This window comes from Gordonia sp. 11cp (assembly GCF_057767225.1).
The window spans coordinates 395,481-414,945 of sequence record NZ_CM173437.1; the positions used below are offsets into that span (position 1 = coordinate 395,481).

The following is a 19,465-nucleotide window of genomic DNA, read 5'->3' on the forward strand; positions in this document are numbered from 1 at the left end:
AGGCTCGACGACTAGCAGGTCCCGATCACGCCTCCCCGCAGCGCCACCTCCATCTTGCGCACGATCGAGCAGTCCGCCGGACCACTCCCGGCAGACCCCATGGGCTCCACCCGCTTGACGGCGGGAGTCGGGGCCGGCCGGCGGGAGACGGGCCCGGTGACCTCCGGGGCGACGACCGGCGCGGATGCGGCATGCTTTGCCTGATGCGGGACGACGGACCGTTCGGTCGCCACCTCCCCGGTGTCCGGGCGCAGATGCCGCGGCCCGCTGATCGGTACCTTCCAGCCCTTGTCGTAGCCGTGCGCGGCGCCGATCGCGACACCGGCGGCGACCGCGGGCAGCGCGACGAGGGTGGCGACCACGGCCGTCCCCACCAACGGCCCGACGACGAGTCCGGTGGGCCACAACGGCAATGTGAGGATCAGACCCAGTGGGGCACCCACAACGCCACCGACCGCGAGGGCGAGGGGCGCTGCCACGCCTGCACCGATGACCCCGCCGACCGCCGCGTCGCCGACCATCTGCTCGGCCACCCGGTCCGCTCGATCGGCCGAAACACCATTGCTGCGCAACACATCCGAGATTCCCTGCACGATCTCACCGGAACCCGCCGAGATCTGCGCCGCCAGTTCCGGCGACACCGCATTCGGACGGGTCATGTCGAGGTTGCCGACCCGGACCCGGTCTCCGGCATCGGCGGCAGCGACCGGCACCACGACCTGACCCAGCGGCCGCAGGTGCCTCGGAGCCGGCGATCCGACGGCCGAGCCCGCTTCCGGCCACTGACCGACCACCACGGGGGCGGCGTCCGACACCAACGAGGCGTCGACGCGCGCGATCCGGAAGGCGTTGCCGGACAGCGCTTGTTCCCCTGGAGTCGATGTCGTGGGTATCAGCGGGACGGGCAGGGCGACACCGGGCGAGGCCGCCTGGGCGAGGGCCGGAACCGTCACCGTGAGCGATGCGGCCAATGCGCAGCCGAGCAGGGCGCCGGCCGGGCGGCGACCGCGCGGACGTGGGCACCGGTGTGCGCCGGATTTGCCGATCTTGTCCATGGACGACCTCATTTCTTGATGGTGAACCGATCATCGTGAGAAAACGCTAACCCCGAACCGGCCTTCCGCGTGGCACTTTCGGGCGTCAGGTGCTCGTCGAGCACGGCGGCGATCTGCACGATCGCCTCGTTCTCGGTCATCCCCAGGTGGTGGGAGTCCACGTCGACATTCGTGATGCTTCCCCGGATGTGGCGACCCCACCCGTCGGCACCCACCGCATCCGGTCGTCGATCGCGCACGGCGGTGAAGTAGAGCACGTCGGCATCGACGACCGGCGGGTGCCACTCACCGGTCGCACGGATCAACAGGTTGTAGGCGTCGGTCAGCCGCTCGATCGTCGCGGCATCGATGCCGAATCCGTCTCCGAGACGCTCGGCGATCTGCTCGGCGGCGCGTTCGGCGGTCGCGTCCGAACTCACGAAGTCGATGCCGAGCACCGGTCCGAGGTTGCTGATCAGTTCGCCCGCCGTGACGGCGGTGATCGCCGACGTGTCGACGCCGTCGGCCTCCGCGTCGAGCATCGCCAGCAGCGCGACCTCGTGACCGGCCGCGCGCATCTCGGCGGCCACCGCGTGGGCGATCACACCTCCCAACGACCAGCCCAGCAGGTGATACGGCCCGTCGGCCTGTACCGCCCGGATCTCGTCGAAGTACCTGCGCGCGATGTCGGACATCGTCGTGGGACCGGGCACCTCACCACCGATCTGCGGCGCCTGCAGGCCGTAGACCGGCCGGCCGGCCGGGATGTGTCGGCTCAGCGTCTGGTAGCACCAGGCCAGTCCCGACGCGGGATGGATGCAGAACAGCGGCGGCTGGTCGCCGTCCGGGCGGATCGGGAGCAGCACGTCGAGTCCTACACTGCGCGACCCGGGGCCACCGGGCCCGGCCGCGGAGTCGTGTTCGGGGTCGAACCCGGTGCCTGTCCCGGCCTCGATCCGCCGGGCGAGGTCGGCCGGACTCGAATCGGAGAGCATCCACCGGATCGGGATCTCCACGTGCAACTCGGTCTCGAGATCGTTGACCACCTGCACCGATCTCAGCGAGTTGCCGCCGAGGGCGTAGAAGTCGTCATCGGCCCCGACTCTGGGCACGCCGAGCACGTGCTCGAATGTCCGCGCGATCTCGGTCTCCAGCCACGACGACGGTGCGCGGAACCCGGAGGCGTCGCGCGGCGGCTGCGGCAGCCGAGCCCGGTCGAGCTTGCCCGAGGCGGTGAGCGGCAGCGAGTCGAGCACCATCACCGCCGTGGGGATCATGTATCCCGGAAGCGCTGCCGAGGCGAATGCGGTGACCTCGGCGGTGTCCAACGATCCCCTCGCATCGCCGCGGTCCGGCCCGGACGGCACCAGATAGACGGTGAGATAGTCGACCGCGTCGGTGGAGGTGACCGCGGCCGCCGCACGGGCGACATCCGGATGCGCGGCGAACACCGCCTCGATCTCGCCGAGTTCGATGCGCAATCCGCGGAGCTTGACCTGGAAGTCGCTGCGTCCCAGGTACTCCAGCTCACCGCTCCGGCGACGACGCACCAGGTCACCGGTGCGGTACATCCGGGCGCCGGCGGCGAACGGATCGGCCACGAAACGATCGGCGGTCAGACCGGGGCGTCCGTGATAGCCGCGCGCCACCTGCGTACCGGACAGATACAGGTCTCCGGTCACACCCACCGGCACCGGCCGCATCCGCGAATCCAGCACGTAGGCGCGGGCATTCCACACCGGCGCCCCCATCGGCACCGCACCGTCGTCGGCCGTGCCCACCGCGGAGGCGGTCGCGTGCACCGTGAACTCCGTCGGCCCGTAGAGGTTGTGCAGCTCCACCCCCGGCAGCGCGCGGCGGGCGGCGTCCACCACATCGGGCCCGAATGCCTCACCGGCCACGAGCAGTGCCCGCAGCGACGTCACCGAGCCCACGGGCAGGGCATCGGCGAACACCGCCAGCATCGACGGCACGAACGACGTGACGGTGACCCGATGCGCGGACATGACCTCGGCCAGGTATCGCGGATCGGTGTGGCCATCCGGTCGCGCGATGACCAGCCGGGCACCCACCGCCAGAGTCGCGAACAGTTCCCACACCGACACGTCGAACGTCGCAGGGGTCTTCTGCAACACCACGTCCGCCCGGTCGAGGCCGTACTCGGCACAGATCCAGCGCACCTGGTTGACCACCGAACGATGCGACACGGCAACACCTTTGGGCCTGCCCGTGGAACCGGAGGTGAACAGCACGTAGGCGAGGGCATCCGGGTTCAGCGGTCTGATCCGGGCGTCGTCGCTCACCGGCGAGTCGTCTAACTCCGACAGGTCGACGGCGTCGAGTGAGGACAGCACCAGCACGGGCGCGGCGCACTCGATCATGTAGTCGATCCGTTCGGCGGGATGATCCGGGTCGATCGGCACATAGCCACCGCCCGCGGCATGCACCGCGTACATCGCGGTGAGCTGGTCGAGCGAGCGCCGCATGCGAAGAGCGACCAGCGCGTCCGGACCCACTCCCCGAGCGATCATCCAGCGGGCCAGCCGATTCACCCGCCCGGAGAACTCCGCATAGCTCTGCGAGACCGTCCCGGAGACCACCGCGATGTCATCGGCGTGTGCGAGAGCGGCTGCGGCGAACATCGAGGCCAGGGTTTCGGCGGAGTTCACGTCGTGCGACGTCGCGTTCGGACCCTCCAGCGCCGCATACCGTTCGGCGTCGTCGAGCAACTCGACGTCGTGGACGGGACGATCGACGTCGGTCGCCATGGCCTCGAGCATCCCCACCAGCCGCTCGACGAACCGCTCCACGGTCGAGGCGTCGAAGAGGTCGGCCGCGAAGGTGACCCCGCCGGTGATGCCGGCCGGCGCGCCGTTCGCGTCGTAGGTGTCGGCCACCGTCACCTGCAGGTCGAACAGGGCCAGTCCGGTGTCCGGTTCGACAGCACGCACCGACAGTTCGGGTAGTTCGATGTCGGTGGTGGAGATGTTCTGGAACGCCAGCATCACCTGGAACAGGGGGTTGTGGGCGTCGGAGCGGACGGGGTTGAGTTCGGAGACGAGCCGCTCGAACGGGACGTCGGCGTGACCGAACGCCGCGAGGTCGGTGACGCGCACGTCGTCGATCAACTCGCCGAACGACATCCCGTTGCGCACCCTCGTGCGGAGGACGAGGGTGTTGACGAACATGCCGATCAGTTCGTCGAGCTCGCGTTCCCCGCGTCCGGCGTACGGGGTGCCGATGGCGACGTCGTCGGTCGCGGCGAGCCGGGCGAGCACAGCCGCCAGCGCGGCGTGGAAGACCATGAACAGGGTCGTGTTGTGCGCGCGGGCAACCCGCTGGAGCCCGGCGTGCAGATCGGCGTCGACGGTGAGGCCGACCGAGCCCCCGGCGTAGGACTGCGTGGCCGGGCGCGGCCGGTCGGTGGGCAGTTCGAGGAGCGGTGGTGTGTCGGCCAACTGCTCCGCCCAATAGTCGATCTGCGCGCGCAGCAACGAGTCCGGGTCCGACTCGGAACCCAGGACGGCGCGTTGCCAGATCGCGTAGTCGGCATACTGCACCGGCAGCGGCTCCCATCCGGGCGCCTCCCCCTGCGTACGCGCGACGTAGGCCGTCATGATGTCCCGCGCGAGCGGCGTCAACGACGACCCGTCTCCGCCGATGTGGTGCAGGACGACGGCGAGCACCCATTCGTCGCCGCCGAGCTCGAAGAGCACGATGCGCGTCGGCGCCTGGGCGGTCAGATCGAACGGTGTCCCGATCAGATCCGAGATCGCCTGGTCCACCTCGTGTTCGGCGAGCCGGGTGACCTCCATCGGGACGACGTCGGCCTCGGCCGGGAGGATCACCTGGGCCGGCTCCCCCTCGGCGAAGGGATACACGGTACGCAGGATCTCGTGGCGGTCGACGACGTCGCCGATCGCCCGGTGGAGCGCGTCGACATCGAGGCTGCCGGACAGCCGCACCACGATCGGGATGCTGTACGCGGGCGACTCGGGTTCGATCCGGTTCAGGAACCACATGCGCTGCTGGGCGTAGGACAGCGGGACCCGTTCCGGACGAGTGTGCGCCACCAGGCCGACGCGTCCGGTGTCCGCGTGGGATTCCGCACGCGCCGCCAGCCGCGTCACCGTGGACGCCTCGAAGAGCATCGCGACCGGGATCGTGGTGTCGAGCGCCGCACCGATTCTCGCCACCACGCGGGTGGCGGCGAGGCTGTTCCCACCGAGGTCGAAGAAGTCGTCGTCGGCACCCACCGCGGCGCCGGCGGACAGGACGTCGGCGAACACTCCCGCGACGATCTCCTCGACCGGCGTGGCCGGCGCACGGAAGCTCCTGGTGGTGACGACGGGTGCGGGTAGGGCACGCCGGTCGAGTTTCCCGCTCGGCGTCAGCGGGATCTCGTCGAGGACCACGACCGCGGCCGGAACCATGTACGACGGCAGGACCTCGCCGAGGCCGGCACGCAACTTCTCGCCGACGAGGGCGACGCCCGGCGCGGGCACCACGTAGGACACCAGGCGCATGCCGATACCGGGGTCGTGCCGCGGAACGGTGACGGCGAAGGCCACCGCGGCCCGGTCGGCCAGCGCCGCGTCGATCTCCCCGAGTTCGACCCGGAAACCATGCACCTTCACCTGGAAGTCGTTGCGTCCCAGAAATTCCAGTCGCCCCGCAGAGTTCCGGCGGACGATGTCACCCGTCCGGTACACGCGTTCTCCCGCACGGCCGGCGGGGTGGGCGACGAACCGGGCCGCCGACACCCCCGGGCGGTTCAGATAACCGCGCGCCAGCGCGGGTCCGGAGAGGTAGAGCTCGCCGGCGACCCCGTCCGGCACCGGGTGCAGGCGCGGGTCGAGCACGAGTGTCTGCATTCCGGCGACCGCCGACCCGATCGACGAACGTTCCCCCACCCGCATCGGAGCCGTCGCGGTGGCCACGATGGTCGCCTCGGTGGGGCCGTACAGCACGCGGAACTGCCTGGCGCCGGCCGGATCGGTACCCACCCACCGGCTCACCAGATCGGTCGGCACCTCGTCACCTCCCGACAGGACGACCCGCAGGTCGTCGAGCCCGTCCGGGTCCACCGAGGCCAGCGCGGCCGGGGTGACGAATGCGTGGGAGACGCGGTGGTTGCGGAGGAAGTCGGCCAGTTCCCGACCGCCCCGCATCCCGGTGGGTGCCACCACCAGCGTGCCCGCGGCGCTCACGGCCAGCAGGATCTCCAGCAGCGATGCGTCGAAGGACGGGGAGGCGAAATGCAGGACCCGCGGGGCTGTTCCGCCGGATCGGTCGGCGTGCAGCGTGGCGAGGTAGTCCGCGACGCCCGCATGCGAGACGGCGACACCCTTCGGCACGCCGGTCGAACCGGATGTGAAGACGACCCACGCGGTGTTCGCGGGTCGGACCGGGCACACCCGATCGGACTGTTCGATCGGCGAGGACGACTGTTCGTCGACCGCTGTGGTGGTCGCGGGATCGTCGAGGACCACCCAGTCGACCGCGCCGGACAACGCCGGCCGCGATTGGCCTGTCGTGATCCCCAGTGACGCAGCGGAATCGGACACCATCTGCTCGATGCGTGCAGCCGGGTAGTGCGGATCGACCGGAACGTAGGGGGCACCCGACTTCACGACGGCCCACCAGGCCACCAGTGAGTCGACCGACCGCTCGACGGCCACCACCACCGGCCGCTCCGGTGCAGCTCCGCTCCGGATCAGCTGCCGAGCAAGACGATTCGATCGGCGATCGAGGTCACCGTAGGACAGCTCGACGTCGCCGGCGATCACCGCCGCACCGTCGGGATCGATCTCGACGGCGTTCGCGAAGACCTCCGGCAGCAGCCTGGGCTCGGTCACCGCACCCGATCCGACGACCGACAGCAGTTCGGCGCGCTCGGTGCCACCGAGCCAGTCGATGTCGCCGACGGGGGTCGACGCGTCGGTGACGATCGCATCGAGAACGAGCTGCAGGCGGCGGACGAAGACCGCCACGGTCGCGGGGTCGAAGAGATCGCGGGCGAACATCATCGTTCCGGAGATCCCCTGCGCCGCTCCGGTGTCCGTGTACGACTCGGCGAGCACCAGCTGGAGGTCGAACTGGCAGATGCCGGTGTCCGCCTGCGCACGGGACACGCGCATGTCCGGTAGTTCGAGGTCGACGCCGGACAGGTCCTGGAACGCGAGGGCGACCTGGAACAGCGGATGGTGAGCGGTGGACCGTTGTGGATTGAGTTCGGAGACGATCCGCTCGAACGGTACGTCGGAGTGCTCGAAGGCGTCCAGGTCGACATCGCGGACGCGGTCGAGCAATCCGGCGAACGACTCCGCGGCGTCGAGATCGGTACGGAGCGCGAGGGTGTTCACGAACATGCCGACGATCGGTTCCAGGCCCGGTTCGCCGCGCCCGGCAACGGGTGTGCCGATCACGACGTCGTCCCCGCCGCTCAGCCGGTTGAGGACCGTCGCGAGCGCGGCATGCAGGACCATGAACAGCGACGCGCCGTGAGCGCGCGCCAGAGCGAGGAGCTGACCGTGCAGGCGGGCGTCGATCGCGACCGGCACCTGCCCGCCGGCGAGTGTCGCCACCGGCGGACGCGGCCGGTCGGTGGGCAGATCGAGCACGTCGGGGGCGTCGGCCATGGCCGACCGCCAGAAGTCGAGCTGGCTGCGCATCAGCGAGTCCGGATCGTCGTTGCGGCCGAGAACCTCTCGCTGCCACAGGGCGTAGTCGGCGTATTGGATCGCCAGTGGCTCCCAGGACGGTTCGCCTCCGGCGAGCCGGGCGGTGTAGGCGGTCATCACATCTCGCGCCAGCGGCGCCATGGACTGCCCGTCCCCGGCGATGTGATGGACCACGAGCACCAGCAGGAAACGTCCGTCGGCCCGCGACCCCGGGACCGCTCCGGCTCCGTCCGGATCGACCGCGACCACTGCCACCCGCATCGGCACCGACGCGGTCACGTCGAAGCCGCGACGGACGAAGCCGACGACGACGTCCTCGACCTCGGCGACAGACGCCCGGACCGACTCCAGGATCACCGGGGCCTCGTCGAGGATGAGTTGGCATGGCTCGCCGTCGGTCTCGGGATAGATCGTCCGCAGTACCTCGTGCCGCCCCACGACGTCCCCCAGTGCCTGCTCGAGTGCCGAGAGGTCCACGTGTCCCGTCAGCTCGAGGACCACCGGGATGTTGTAGGCCGGCGACTCGGGCTCCATCCGGTTGAGGAACCACATCCGCTGCTGCGCCAGCGACAACGGGATGCGCTTCGGACGAACAGCAGCCGTCAAGGGTGTGCGCCGGGCGCCGACCGACGATGCGGCGAGCTCCGCCAGGGCCGCGACGCCGGGCGCCTCGAAGACCGATCGCAGCGGGATCCGGACCCCGAGCTCCGCACCCAGCCGCGCGGTCACCACGGATGCGCTCAGCGAGTCGCCGCCCAGGGCGAAGAAGTCGTCGTCGGCGCCTACTCGCCGAATCCCGAGGACCTCCCCGAAGACGGCGGCGACCGTGGCCTCGACGCGGTTGGACGGCGCGCGGAATTCCCGTGCGGCGAAGACCGGTTCGGGGAGTCGACGCCGATCCAGCTTGCCGGTCGGGGTGAGTGGGATCTCGTCCAGTACGACGACCGCGGCCGGAACCATGTAGGCGGGCAGCGTCTGCTCGAGCGACCTGCGAAGCTCGGCACCGGACAGCGACACCCCCGGGGCGGCGGTCACGTACGACACCAGACACTGCGGCGTTCCGCTCCCCCCGTGTGGGACGGTCACGGCGTACGCGACGCCGTCGCGCGACCCGAGGCGTGCGTCTATCTCGGCGACCTCGACCCGAGTGCCACGCACCTTCACCTGGAAGTCGTTGCGTCCCAGATACTCCAGATCACCGGCGCGGGAGATCCGGACGAGATCACCCGTCCGGTACATCCGGGTGCCGGGCCCATCGGCCGGGCAGGGCACGAATCGCGCGGCGGTCGTCGCGGCGCGATTGACGTAGCTGTCGGCCAGTCCGGGTCCCACGAGGTACAACTCGCCGACGACGCCCTGCGGGACCGGGCGCAGCCACGAGTCGAGCACCAACGTGCCGACGGGCCCCACCGCGGTTCCGATCGTGATCGGTTCGCCCACGCGCAACGGCGTGCTCGCGGTGGCCCAGATGGTGGCTTCGGTCGGTCCGTAGAGGTTGACCATCCGGCGTCCACCAGCCCAGCGGGAGACCAGCTCGGGACCGACCGGTTCACCCGCGGTCGCCAGCACGCGCAGGGCGTCGAGACCGTCGGCCGGCACCGTGGCCAGAGCCGACGGGGTCAGTACCGCGTGTGAGATCTTCTCTCGCCGTATCAGGTTCGCGAGGTCGGGGCCACCGTATACCTCTGGCGGCGACACAACCAGCCGTCCCCCGGAACCGTGCGCCATCAACAGCTCGAACACGAAGGCGTCGAAGCTCGGCGAGGCCACCTGGAGCACCGTCGACGAGGGATCGACGCCGAGGACCGCGCGCTGGGCCTCGACGACATGCGCGAGTCCACGGTGGGAGACGACCACACCCTTCGGTGTGCCCGTGGACCCCGAGGTGTAGATCACGTAGGCGTTGTCCCCGATCCGGATCGGGCCGCCCCGTTCGGCGTCGGTGACCGGGCCGGAGGGTTGACCCTTCGAGACGCTCGCAAGCTCGCTCCTCAGGGAGCGGGGGTCCGAGACGCTCGCAAGCTCGCTCCTCAGGGAGCGGGGGTCCGCCCGCGGATCGTCGAGGACGATCCAGTCGACGCTGTCGGGCAGTCCCGCCCGGCACGCGCCGACCGTGATCCCCAGGCCGGCACGGGAATCGGCGAGGACGAACTCGATGCGTTCGGCAGGCAGGTTCGGATCCAGCGGCAGGAACGGCACCCCCGCCTTCGCCGCGGCCCAGATCGCGATGACCGCCTCGACCGACCGCGGCAGGGCGCACGCCACCACGCGCCCCTCCGCACGGCGCAGGATCTGCCGGGCCACCCGGTCGGACTCGTCTGTCAGCTGCCGGTACGACATCGACCGCTCACCGCACGTCACCGCGCCCGCATCCGGGTCGTGCGCAGCCGCGGCGGTGAGAATGTCGAGAAGGGTCGCCGGTTGCGGCATCTCGTCGATCCGACCGGCGCCGGCCTCGTGCCCGGCCGGGCGGAGGTCGCCGAGCCGCGAGCCCGGCTCGTCGGCGATTCGGGCCAGGCACTCGACGAAGTGGTCCACGATCTCACGCGCACGGCTCTCGTCGAACTCGTCCCGGTGGAACCGCACCGTGATCCCGAGTCCCGGTTCGCCCTCGCCACCGTCGACCTTCGGCGCCACGACGACGCTCAGCGGGTAGGGCGTGGCGTCGAGTCCGGTGATGCCGTCGACGTGCAGTCCGGCCGAGGCGACCAGCTGTTGCAGCACGTCCTCGCGCAGCGGGAACGACTGGAAGGCCAGCGCGGTGTCGAACAGGTCCGGCCTGCCCACCGCGCGATGGATGGCCGGGAGTCCGACGTAGTGGTGGTCGAGGACCAGCGCATTCGTGTCCTGCACGTGTACCAGCAACTCACGCAACGACATCGATGGATCGAGACGGACGCGGATCGGCACCGTGTTGAGGAACATGCCCAGCGCCCGATCGACGCCGGGCAGCTCCGGTGGTCGTCCGGCCACCGCGGAGCCCAGGACCACATCCGTGTCACCGGTGAGGGTTCGCAGGACGAGCGCCCATGCCGCCGACAACGCGGTGCCGACCGTCACGGCGGACTCCGCGGCCGCCGACCGCAGGCGCGCATACTCCTGCCCGGGGAGTTCGGCCGTGATCTCGCCGGCGGCGACCCCGGTGGTCGAGGCACCGCGACGGGTCACCCGGGTGGGGCCGTCGACGTCGGCGTAGGCCCGCGCCCACGCGGCCGCCGAGGCGTCGTGATCCTGATCGGCGAGCCACGAGAGGTAGTCCCGGTACGACGCCGCCGGTCCGGCCGCGCCGATCTGCGCGGGATCGCCGTAGTACTGCAGGAGTTCGCCGAGCAGCAGAGGCATCGACCAGCCGTCGAGGATCACGTGGTGATTGGTGACGTGGAGTGCGAAGCGATCGCGGTCGAGCTGCACGAGGGTGAAACGGATCAGCGACGGCTCGGCGAGGTCGAAACCCGCGGCGGCGTCGTCGGCCGCGATCCGGCGGGCCGCTGCCCGGTCCCCGCCGGCGAGGTCGACGGCCCGGAAACGCACCTCGACGCCGCCGACGACGATCTGCCGGGGACCCTGCGACGTCGGGACGAACGCCGTCCGCAAGATGTCGTGCCGATCCACGAGAGCCTGCGCCGCGCGGCGCAGCAGGTCCGCGTCGACCGGACCGGACAGGGCGATGGTCGACTGCACGGTGTAGTCGTCCACGACGTCGGGATCGAGCGTCGAATGGAAGTGGATACCCGACTGTGTCGGCGACAGCGGCCATACATCCGCGAGCCGCGGGAAGCGGTGCCGGAGGCCGTCGAGGTCGATGTCCGGCAACTCCTCCAGGTGCGCGGCCGACTCGGCGGCCGGGGCTTCCGCGCTTCCGCTCGAGCGCCGGACACCGTCGGTCCCGGTCGCGACGGCGGCGAGTGCGGCCACGGTCTTCGCCTCGAAGACCGCGCGCGGGGTGATGGACAGGCCGGCGGCCTTCGCCGACGCGACCAGCTGCATCGAGACGATGCTGTCACCGCCGAGCGTGAAGAAATTGTCGTCGGCGGTGACGTCGTCGAGCTGCAGCACCTCGGCGAACAGGGCGGCGATGATCCGCTCGGCGGCCGTCTCCGGCGGCCGTCCGCCGCTGCTCTCAGCCCGGAAGTCGCACTGCCGCAGTGCTTTCGTGTCGACCTTCCCGGATCGGGTGACGGGCATCGACTCCAGTTCGACGATCGCCGCGGGAACCATGTAGTGCGGCAGTGTGTTCGCGAGTTCGTCGTGCAGTGCGTGCACGTCCATCGTCTCGTCGGGCGTGCCCACGACGTAGGACACGATCACCGGTCGACCCCCCGGTCCGCGCTGGAGCACCGTGGCCGTCTGGGCGACACCGGCGTTGCGCGCGAGGTGGGCATCGATGTCCCCGGTCTCGATCCGCAGGCCGTGGATCTTCACCTGATGATCGTTGCGCCCCAGGTACTCCAGCCGGAGAGCGCCCTCCGCGCGTACCCACCGCACCGCATCGCCGGTGCGGTACAGGCGTTCGCCGGAACCGCGGACGGGATCCGCCACGAACCGTGTGGCGCTGACGCCCGGGCGGTCGAAGTAGCCGCGGGCGAGGCCGGGACCGCCGAGATAGAGTTCGCCGACCACCCCGACGGGCACCGGGCGCAACCAGGTGTCGAGCACGAACGCGGACACACCCCGGATCGGCTCTCCGATCGTGACCGGCTCACCGGGCCGGAGATCGTTGGCCCCGGTCGCCCAGATCGTGGTCTCGGTGGGTCCGTAGTGGTTCATCAGACGACGCCCCGGCGACCACCGGTTCACGATGTCCGCGCCCGTCGCCTCGCCGACCACCGCGATGATCCGCAGTGCCGGCAGGCGGGACGGGTCCATCGTGTTGAGCACGGTCGGCGTGATGATCGCGTGCGAGACCCGCTCGGTCCGCAACAGGTCCTCGAGCTCGGACCCGCCGTAGACCTCCGGCGGCGCGACGACCAGGCACGCGCCGGCGCTGTGCGCGACCAGTACTTCCGAGACGCAGGCGTCGAAACCTGGCGACGCGACCTGCAGGATCGTCGAATCCGGTTGCACGGCGAACGATTCCGCGTACTCGACGACCCGGTCGGCGAGACCGCGGTGGGTGATGTGGACGGCCTTGGGCCGGCCGGTGGAACCGGACGTGAAGATGAGGTAGGCCGCATTGTCGGGCCGGAGCGGGCGCGAGCGGTCCGGCCGGTCTGAAAACGCGACGCCCTCCCCCAGCGGAAGCGTGCCGGGGCCGACCAGGGTCAGCCACTCGACGGTGTCCGGGAGGTTCGGGACGACGGCGTCGACGGTCACCCCGATGGTGGATCTCGCGTCGGTGAGCAGCTCGGCGATGCGGTACGCCGGGTTTCCCGGGTCGACGGCGACGAAGGCAGCTCCGGTCCGCGCGACCGCCCAGATCGCCACGATGAGGGCGGCCGATCGCGGGACCGCCAGCGCCACTGCGGTTTCCGGACCGACGCCACGAGCGGCGAGTTCACCCGCGAGCCGATCGCCGCGGCGTTCCAGTTCGCGGTAAGTCATGGTGAGGCCGTCGGCCCGTACCGCAGGCGCCTCGGGGTACAGCCGGGCGGTCTCCGCGAGGATGTCCCGGAGCACGCGGGCCGACACCGCGGGCGGGCCCTCGATCGGGCACAGTGCGCTGCGTTCGGTGTCCCAGCACGAGCCCAGCGCGGCGACCTTGCGGCCCGGTTCGGCGGCGATCTGCCGCAGCAGCAGCACGAACCGCTCGAGCAGCACATCGGCGGACTCCCGGTCGAGGCGGTCGACGGCGTACTTCAGCACCAGTTCATAGGTGCCGGATCGATCGGTGGCCGAATGGTCGGCTCGACCGGGCCGGGGCGGTGTGACCTGGAGGCTGACCGGATACGGGGTCGCGTCGTGCGCGGTCAGGCCGTTCCAGCGCAGCCCCGCGTCAACGAGCATGCGGTTGATCTCGTCGGGATCGACGGGGTAGGACTCCAGCACGGTTGCGGTGTCGAACATGTCGGCCACCCCGGTCACCCGCTGCAGCTCGGCCAGACCGATGTCGCGGTGGTCGAGCATCGCCGCCTGCTCGGACTGCGCCCGGGTGAGCAGGTCGACCACGCGCTCGTCCGGGTCGAGCCGGATTCGTACCGGGAGGGTGTTGATGAACAGTCCGATCATCTGCTCGATGCCCGGGATGGAGGCGGGACGATCGGACACCGTGTTGCCGAACACGACGTCGGACCGTCCGGTCATGATCGAGAGCAGCAGCGCCCAGGCCACCTGGATCGAGGTGTTGGCGGTGACGCCGTGGGCACGTCCGAGTCCCGCGATCGCCTCCGTCGTCGCGATGTCGAGTTCGAGGCCGGTCTCGCCGACCTCGCCGGTGGCGCCGCGTTCCGGGACACCGGTGAGCCGCGTCGGGCTCTCGATCCCGGCGAGGGTCTCCTGCCACGCGCGCGTCGTCGCATCGTGGTCGCGGGTGTGCAGCCACTGCAGGTAGTCCCGGAAGGTCCGGGGCGCCGGTAGACCGGTGTCTCCCTTCTCGTCGCGGTCGGTGAGGTACAGGCCCAACAGCTCGGAGATGAGCACGGGCATCGACCACCCGTCGAGCACGATGTGATGGTTGGTGATCGAGAGCAGGTACTCGTCGGCGTCCGCGGTCTCGCCGCTGCCCGTCCGGACCAGCCGGAAACGCAGCAGGGGCGGACGGGCCAGGTCGAACGGCGCGGCCGACTCGGCGATGAGTCCACGCAGTGCGCGGTCCCGGTCGCCGGTGTCGGCGATGCCGGTGAGGTCGGAGTCCGACCAGTCGACGGACACGTCGTCGAGGAGGATCTGGCGCGGCCCGGCGCCCGTCTCGACGAACGCGACGCGGAGACTGTCGTGCCGGTCGATCAGCGCCTGCGCCGCACGCCGCATCCGTTCTGGTCGCAGGTGCCCGCCCAGCCGCAGTTCGGCCTGCACCGTGTAGCCGTCGGCGGCGTCGTCGTAGGTGGCGTGGAACAGCAGTCCGGACTGCAGCGCGGTCAGCGGCCACACGTCGACGATCGAGGGGTGGGCCCGGGTCCATCCGTCCACCTCCGCCTGGGTGGCCGAGACCAGCGGGAAGTCCGACGGCGTGTGCCCGCCGGCTGTCCCGGAACGCACGTGCTGGGCGAGGCCCTTGAGCGCTTGCACCCACAGGCCCGCGAGCTCCTCGACGTCGACCCGGTCGAGCACCAGCGATGCGTAGTCCCACCCGGCATCGAGTTCGAGGCCGGCCGGCCCCTGTTCGGCGATCGCATTGATGTCGATGACGGCGGGCAGGGCCATCCAGGGGTCACCGGTCCCGGCCAGCGCGTCGAAGCCGCGTGCCGGCATCCAGGGACCGGTGTGGTCGCCGGTCCCCATCCGGCCCAGGTAATTGAGGCTGATTTGGGGTTCGGGCCGGCTGCCGAGCCGGTCGCGACCGATCGGATCGAGGTATCGGACCATGCCGTATCCGACGCCGTGATCGGGTGCCGCGCGCAGCTGTTCCTTGACCTGTTTGATCGCCCGCCCCGCGGCGTCGCCACCGGTCAGGGCGTCCTCGACGTCGACGCCGTGCAGCTCGAGCCGGACGGGAAAGCGTGAGGTGAACCAGCCGACCGTCGAGGTGAGGTCCGCACCGGGTACCGCGGCCTCTTCACGGCCGTGACCTTCGAGTGCGATCAGTTCACTGCCGTCGTCCTGCCCGCGCCGGCGTCGCCACTGCGCGAGCGCCAGGGCCAGAGCCGCGAGCAGGGCATCGTTGGCACTCCCGTGGAAGCGCGCCGGGATGGTGGTGAGCACCGCCTCGGTCACGTCCGCCGGAATCCGCATCCGCAGACGGCCGGCGGTGGCGACGATGTCGCGATCCGGGTCGAGCGCGCGACGACCGAGCAACCGGTCGTCCGGCGACATGACCTCTGTCCACCGATCGAGTTCGGCCGTGGTGCGCGCGGGGGCCTGCTCCACCAGGCCGTGGACCCAGCGCCGCACCGACGTGGTCGGCGGACCGAAACGCGGAGCTAAACCCTCTCGGACGTGGTGCGAGGCCATCGCCAGGTCGGCGAGGATGATCCGCCAGGAGACCCCGTCGACGGCCAGATGGTGGATGACGAGCCACATCAGGTCGGGGACGGTGCGGTCCCGATCCTGCATCCAGACGAACCTCACCAGCTCACCGGCCCGCGGGTCCAGCCGGTCGGCGGCGGCCTGGAGGTGCCGGTCGACCTCATCGGCGTCGCGTCGTTCCAGCCACACGTGCTCCAGCGCCTCGCCGGCGTCGATCGTGCCGGGCGGGCGGACCACCACGTGCGGCTGGTCGGCGAGATCGTCGACCAGCGCGGCCCGGAGAATGTCGTGCCGATCCAGGACGGCGCCGAGCGTGCGCACCAGTTCGTCGCGTTCGACGGCGGGCGGGAGTTCGACGAGCGCCGCCTGGCCGAACCGGTCGATGGGACCGCGTTCGAGCATCGCGTGCATGATCGGCGACAGCGGTAGGGACCCGATGGCACCGCCGGGCAGCTCGCCCAGTCCGGTGTCGTCGGCGACGTCGGACGCCATCGCGGCGAGGGCGGCGACGGTCTTGTGCTCGAACACGTCCTGGGTGGTGAACGACAGTCCGTTCGTCTTCGCCCGTGCCACGAGCTGGATCGACAGGATGCTGTCCCCGCCGAGGACGAAGAAGCTGTCGTCGGCACCCACCTCCGCCACTCCCAGGACTTCGGAGAAGAGCTGCGCCAGTTGGTATTCCCGGGGAGTGGACGGCGGCCGGCCAGACCGCGCGGAGGCGAACACGGGTGCGGGCAGGGCCCGCCGGTCGACCTTGCCGAACGAGTTCAGCGGAAGGGCGTCGAGAGTCGTGATCACAGCCGGGACCAGGTGCGGCGGCAGACATTCGCGCGCGAAACGCTCCAGCTCCGCCGGCTCGGCCCGCTCACCCGCGGCCGGCATCACGTACGAGGCCAGGACGGTCGTGCCGGCGTGGTTGCGTGCGGGCACGGTGACGGACTGGTCCACCGCGACGTGGCCGGTGAGGGCGGCATCGATCTCGCCGGGCTCGATCCGGTAGCCGCGGATCTTCAGCTGGAAGTCGGTGCGGCCCAACAACTCCAGTCTCGGAGATGCCGACGGTCCCACCCAGCGGGCGAGATCGCCGGTCCGGTACATACGAGCGCCGGGCGCGCCGTGCGGATGGGCCACGAATCGAGCCGCGGTCTGACCGGACAGGTGCGCGTAGCCGCGCGCCAGCCCGGGGCCGGCGAGGTACAGCTCGCCCGCGGTCCCCATCGGCACCGGCTCCAGCGCGTGGTCGAGGACCATCACCGATGTCCCACGGATGGGGCCGCCCACGGTGACGTTCCCGGTGGGCTCGACAACCGAACTCGCGGCCGTGATCGTCGACTCGGTAGGTCCGTACTCGTTGATCATCGTCGCCGACCGCGTCCAGCGTTCGACGACGTGCGGCGCGCACCTGTCGCCGCCGACGACGACCGTCTGCAGCCGGGTCAGCGGCTCCGGTTCGACGGTCGCCAGCATCGCGGGCGTCAGGGTCAGGTGGGTCACGCGCTCGTCGGCCAGCAACCGGGTGAGTCGGTCGCCGCCGATGATCTCCGGAGGCACGATCACCAGCGCGGCTCCGGTCGCGAAGCAGGTCAGGAGCTGTTCCATCGACGCGTCGAAGCTCGGGGACAGCGCATAGGACACCCGCGACTCGGGCCCGAGCCCGTACGCCTCGGTCCGGTCGGCGATGAGACTCGCCAGGCCGGAGTGGGTGACCTGCACACCCTTCGGCACACCGGTCGAGCCGGATGTGTAGGTCAGGTACGCGACGTTCTCGAGCCGCGCACGCACCGCGCCGTCGGTGCCGGCACCTGCGCCCAGGTCGTCGGCGCCGTCGCCCTGCGCGAGGTGACCGACGTCGATCCGGACTGCTGCCGGCGGGACGCGATCGGCGAACTCGTCGACGGTGATCGCGGCCCGGGCGCCGCTGTCGGCGAAGATGTGCTCGATCCGCTTGCGCGGGTACTCGGGATCCACCTGAACGATCGCGGCCCCGGTCTTCGCCACCGCCCAGACGGCCACGACGGTGTCCAGGGATCGCCGCAACAGGACGGCGACCGACTCCTCCGGCGCACAGCCGGCGGCCAGCAGGCGATGCGCGAGTCGCGACGAGGCGGCATCGAGTTCGCGATAGGTCATCGAGCGCCCCGGAGCGCAGACCGCGATCGAATCACCGTGGCGCGCAACGGTGTCGGCGAGTATCTCGGCCAGCAGCCGTGGCCGGGCGGCCTGGGCGCCCCGGACGGGGAGCAACGTCGCGCGCTCCTGCTCGTCGAGCAGCGGGAGTCGTCCCACGTGGTCGTCGGGCGCCCCGCCGAGGAACTCGTGCAGGAACATCAGGAACCGACGGTGGTGCGCGGTGAGCTCGTCGGGGGTGTAGATGTTCGGATTGCCCTGCAGGTCGATGTGCGTGCTGCTCTTACCCGCGCCCGGGTAGATGTTGACGAACAGATCGGACGTCGGACCGGAGGTCAATACATGCAACCGCCCGGTGACCTCGCCCAGGACGACCTCGCTGTCGACCATCATGAGGTTCACCGCGGGCCCGAACGCCGCCGACTCGTCGCGCGCCATCCCCATGTCGGCGAAGATGTCCTCCTGGCGGTACCGCTGGCGGCGCAGGGCGCTCAGGAGCTCGCCCTGCACGGAGGTCACCACGTCGCCGAGGGTGCGGCCGGCGACGGGCACGCGCAGCGGCACCACGTTCGCCACCATGCCGCCCGACCTGCGCAGCACGGCCGAGTGCCTGCCGGACACCGGCAGACTGAGGAGCACCTCGGCACTTCCGGTCATCCGCGCGAGGTACGCGGCGAAGGCCGCGACGATCACCGGGGTGACGCCGCCTCCCTCGTGCGCGGCGACGTCGAGGAGTCGAGCCGTGTCCTCGGGTATCGGCGCGCTCACCAGGATCGGGTGCAGCGTCGGCTTGCCGTGCCGCCCGGCCAGCGTGACGACCGGTGGGGCGCCCTCGAGGTGTTCGCTCCAGTACTTCCGGTCGTTGTCGTGACGGGTCGACCCCGGATACGACGCATCCTGGGCGATGATGTCGGCGATGTCGCTCGCCTTCGACGGCGGGGCCGCGTCGCCGCGAACGGCAGCGTTGTACAACTCGGTGATCCGCCGGACCATCGTCACGGCGGCGAACCCGTCGAGCGCGATGTGATGGGCACGGAGATACCAGATGTAGTGCTCGTCCCCGACTCGGTAGACGATGCTCGTCATCAGGTGATCCGCGAGCAGATCGAGCGGTCTCGTGTAGTCGAGCAGCATCAGCCGATGAGCCGAGGCGATCGGATCGGCCTCGTCCCGCAGGTCCACGGTGCTCACCGGGCCGCCCTGCTCGGCCACGTACTGCCGTGGTTCGCCGTCGACGACGATCAGACGGAGGTGCCCCGATCCGAACTCCCGTCCGGTGATCCGGCAGACCCTTGCCAGCAACTCGGTGTCCAGCTCGCCGTCGATGTCGACGTACTGCGCCACCGAGATCGGCAGATCCCCGGCGAGGTGCTGCGCGAACCAGATCCCGCGTTGCGCGGCGGACAGCGGCAGCGAGTCGACGCCGGACTCCGGTCTCGTCGGGGCGTCGGCGCCGACCGGTCCCGGCGAACGGCCGTCGGTTGTGGGGTGGGTCGTCGCGGCATGCGCGGACGGGTGTACGAGGTCCTTGTCGGAGATGGTCACTTGGCCTCCATGCGT

At 70.6% G+C, this 19,465-nt stretch carries 2 protein-coding genes; both read right to left on the reverse strand.

The window, feature by feature from the left end:
* Nucleotides 1-11 precede the first annotated feature (11 nt).
* Nucleotides 12-1,067, reverse strand: a complete 1,056-nt coding sequence (locus tag AC3B6C_RS01610; protein WP_488374673.1) for a hypothetical protein — start codon at nt 1,065-1,067, stop codon at nt 12-14.
* A complete protein-coding gene (locus AC3B6C_RS01615) occupies nt 1,064-19,450 on the reverse strand; it encodes an amino acid adenylation domain-containing protein (RefSeq protein ID WP_488374674.1) in 18,387 nt (6,128 codons plus the stop codon). Before AC3B6C_RS01615 ends, AC3B6C_RS01610 begins: the two co-directional genes overlap by 4 nt.
* Nucleotides 19,451-19,465 lie beyond the last annotated feature (15 nt).

Excerpts from the sequence above, each read along its gene's own strand:
- AC3B6C_RS01610 (WP_488374673.1), bottom strand. The coding sequence starts at position 1,067 with ATGAGGTCGTCCATGGACAAGATCGGCAAATCCGGCGCACACCGGTGC.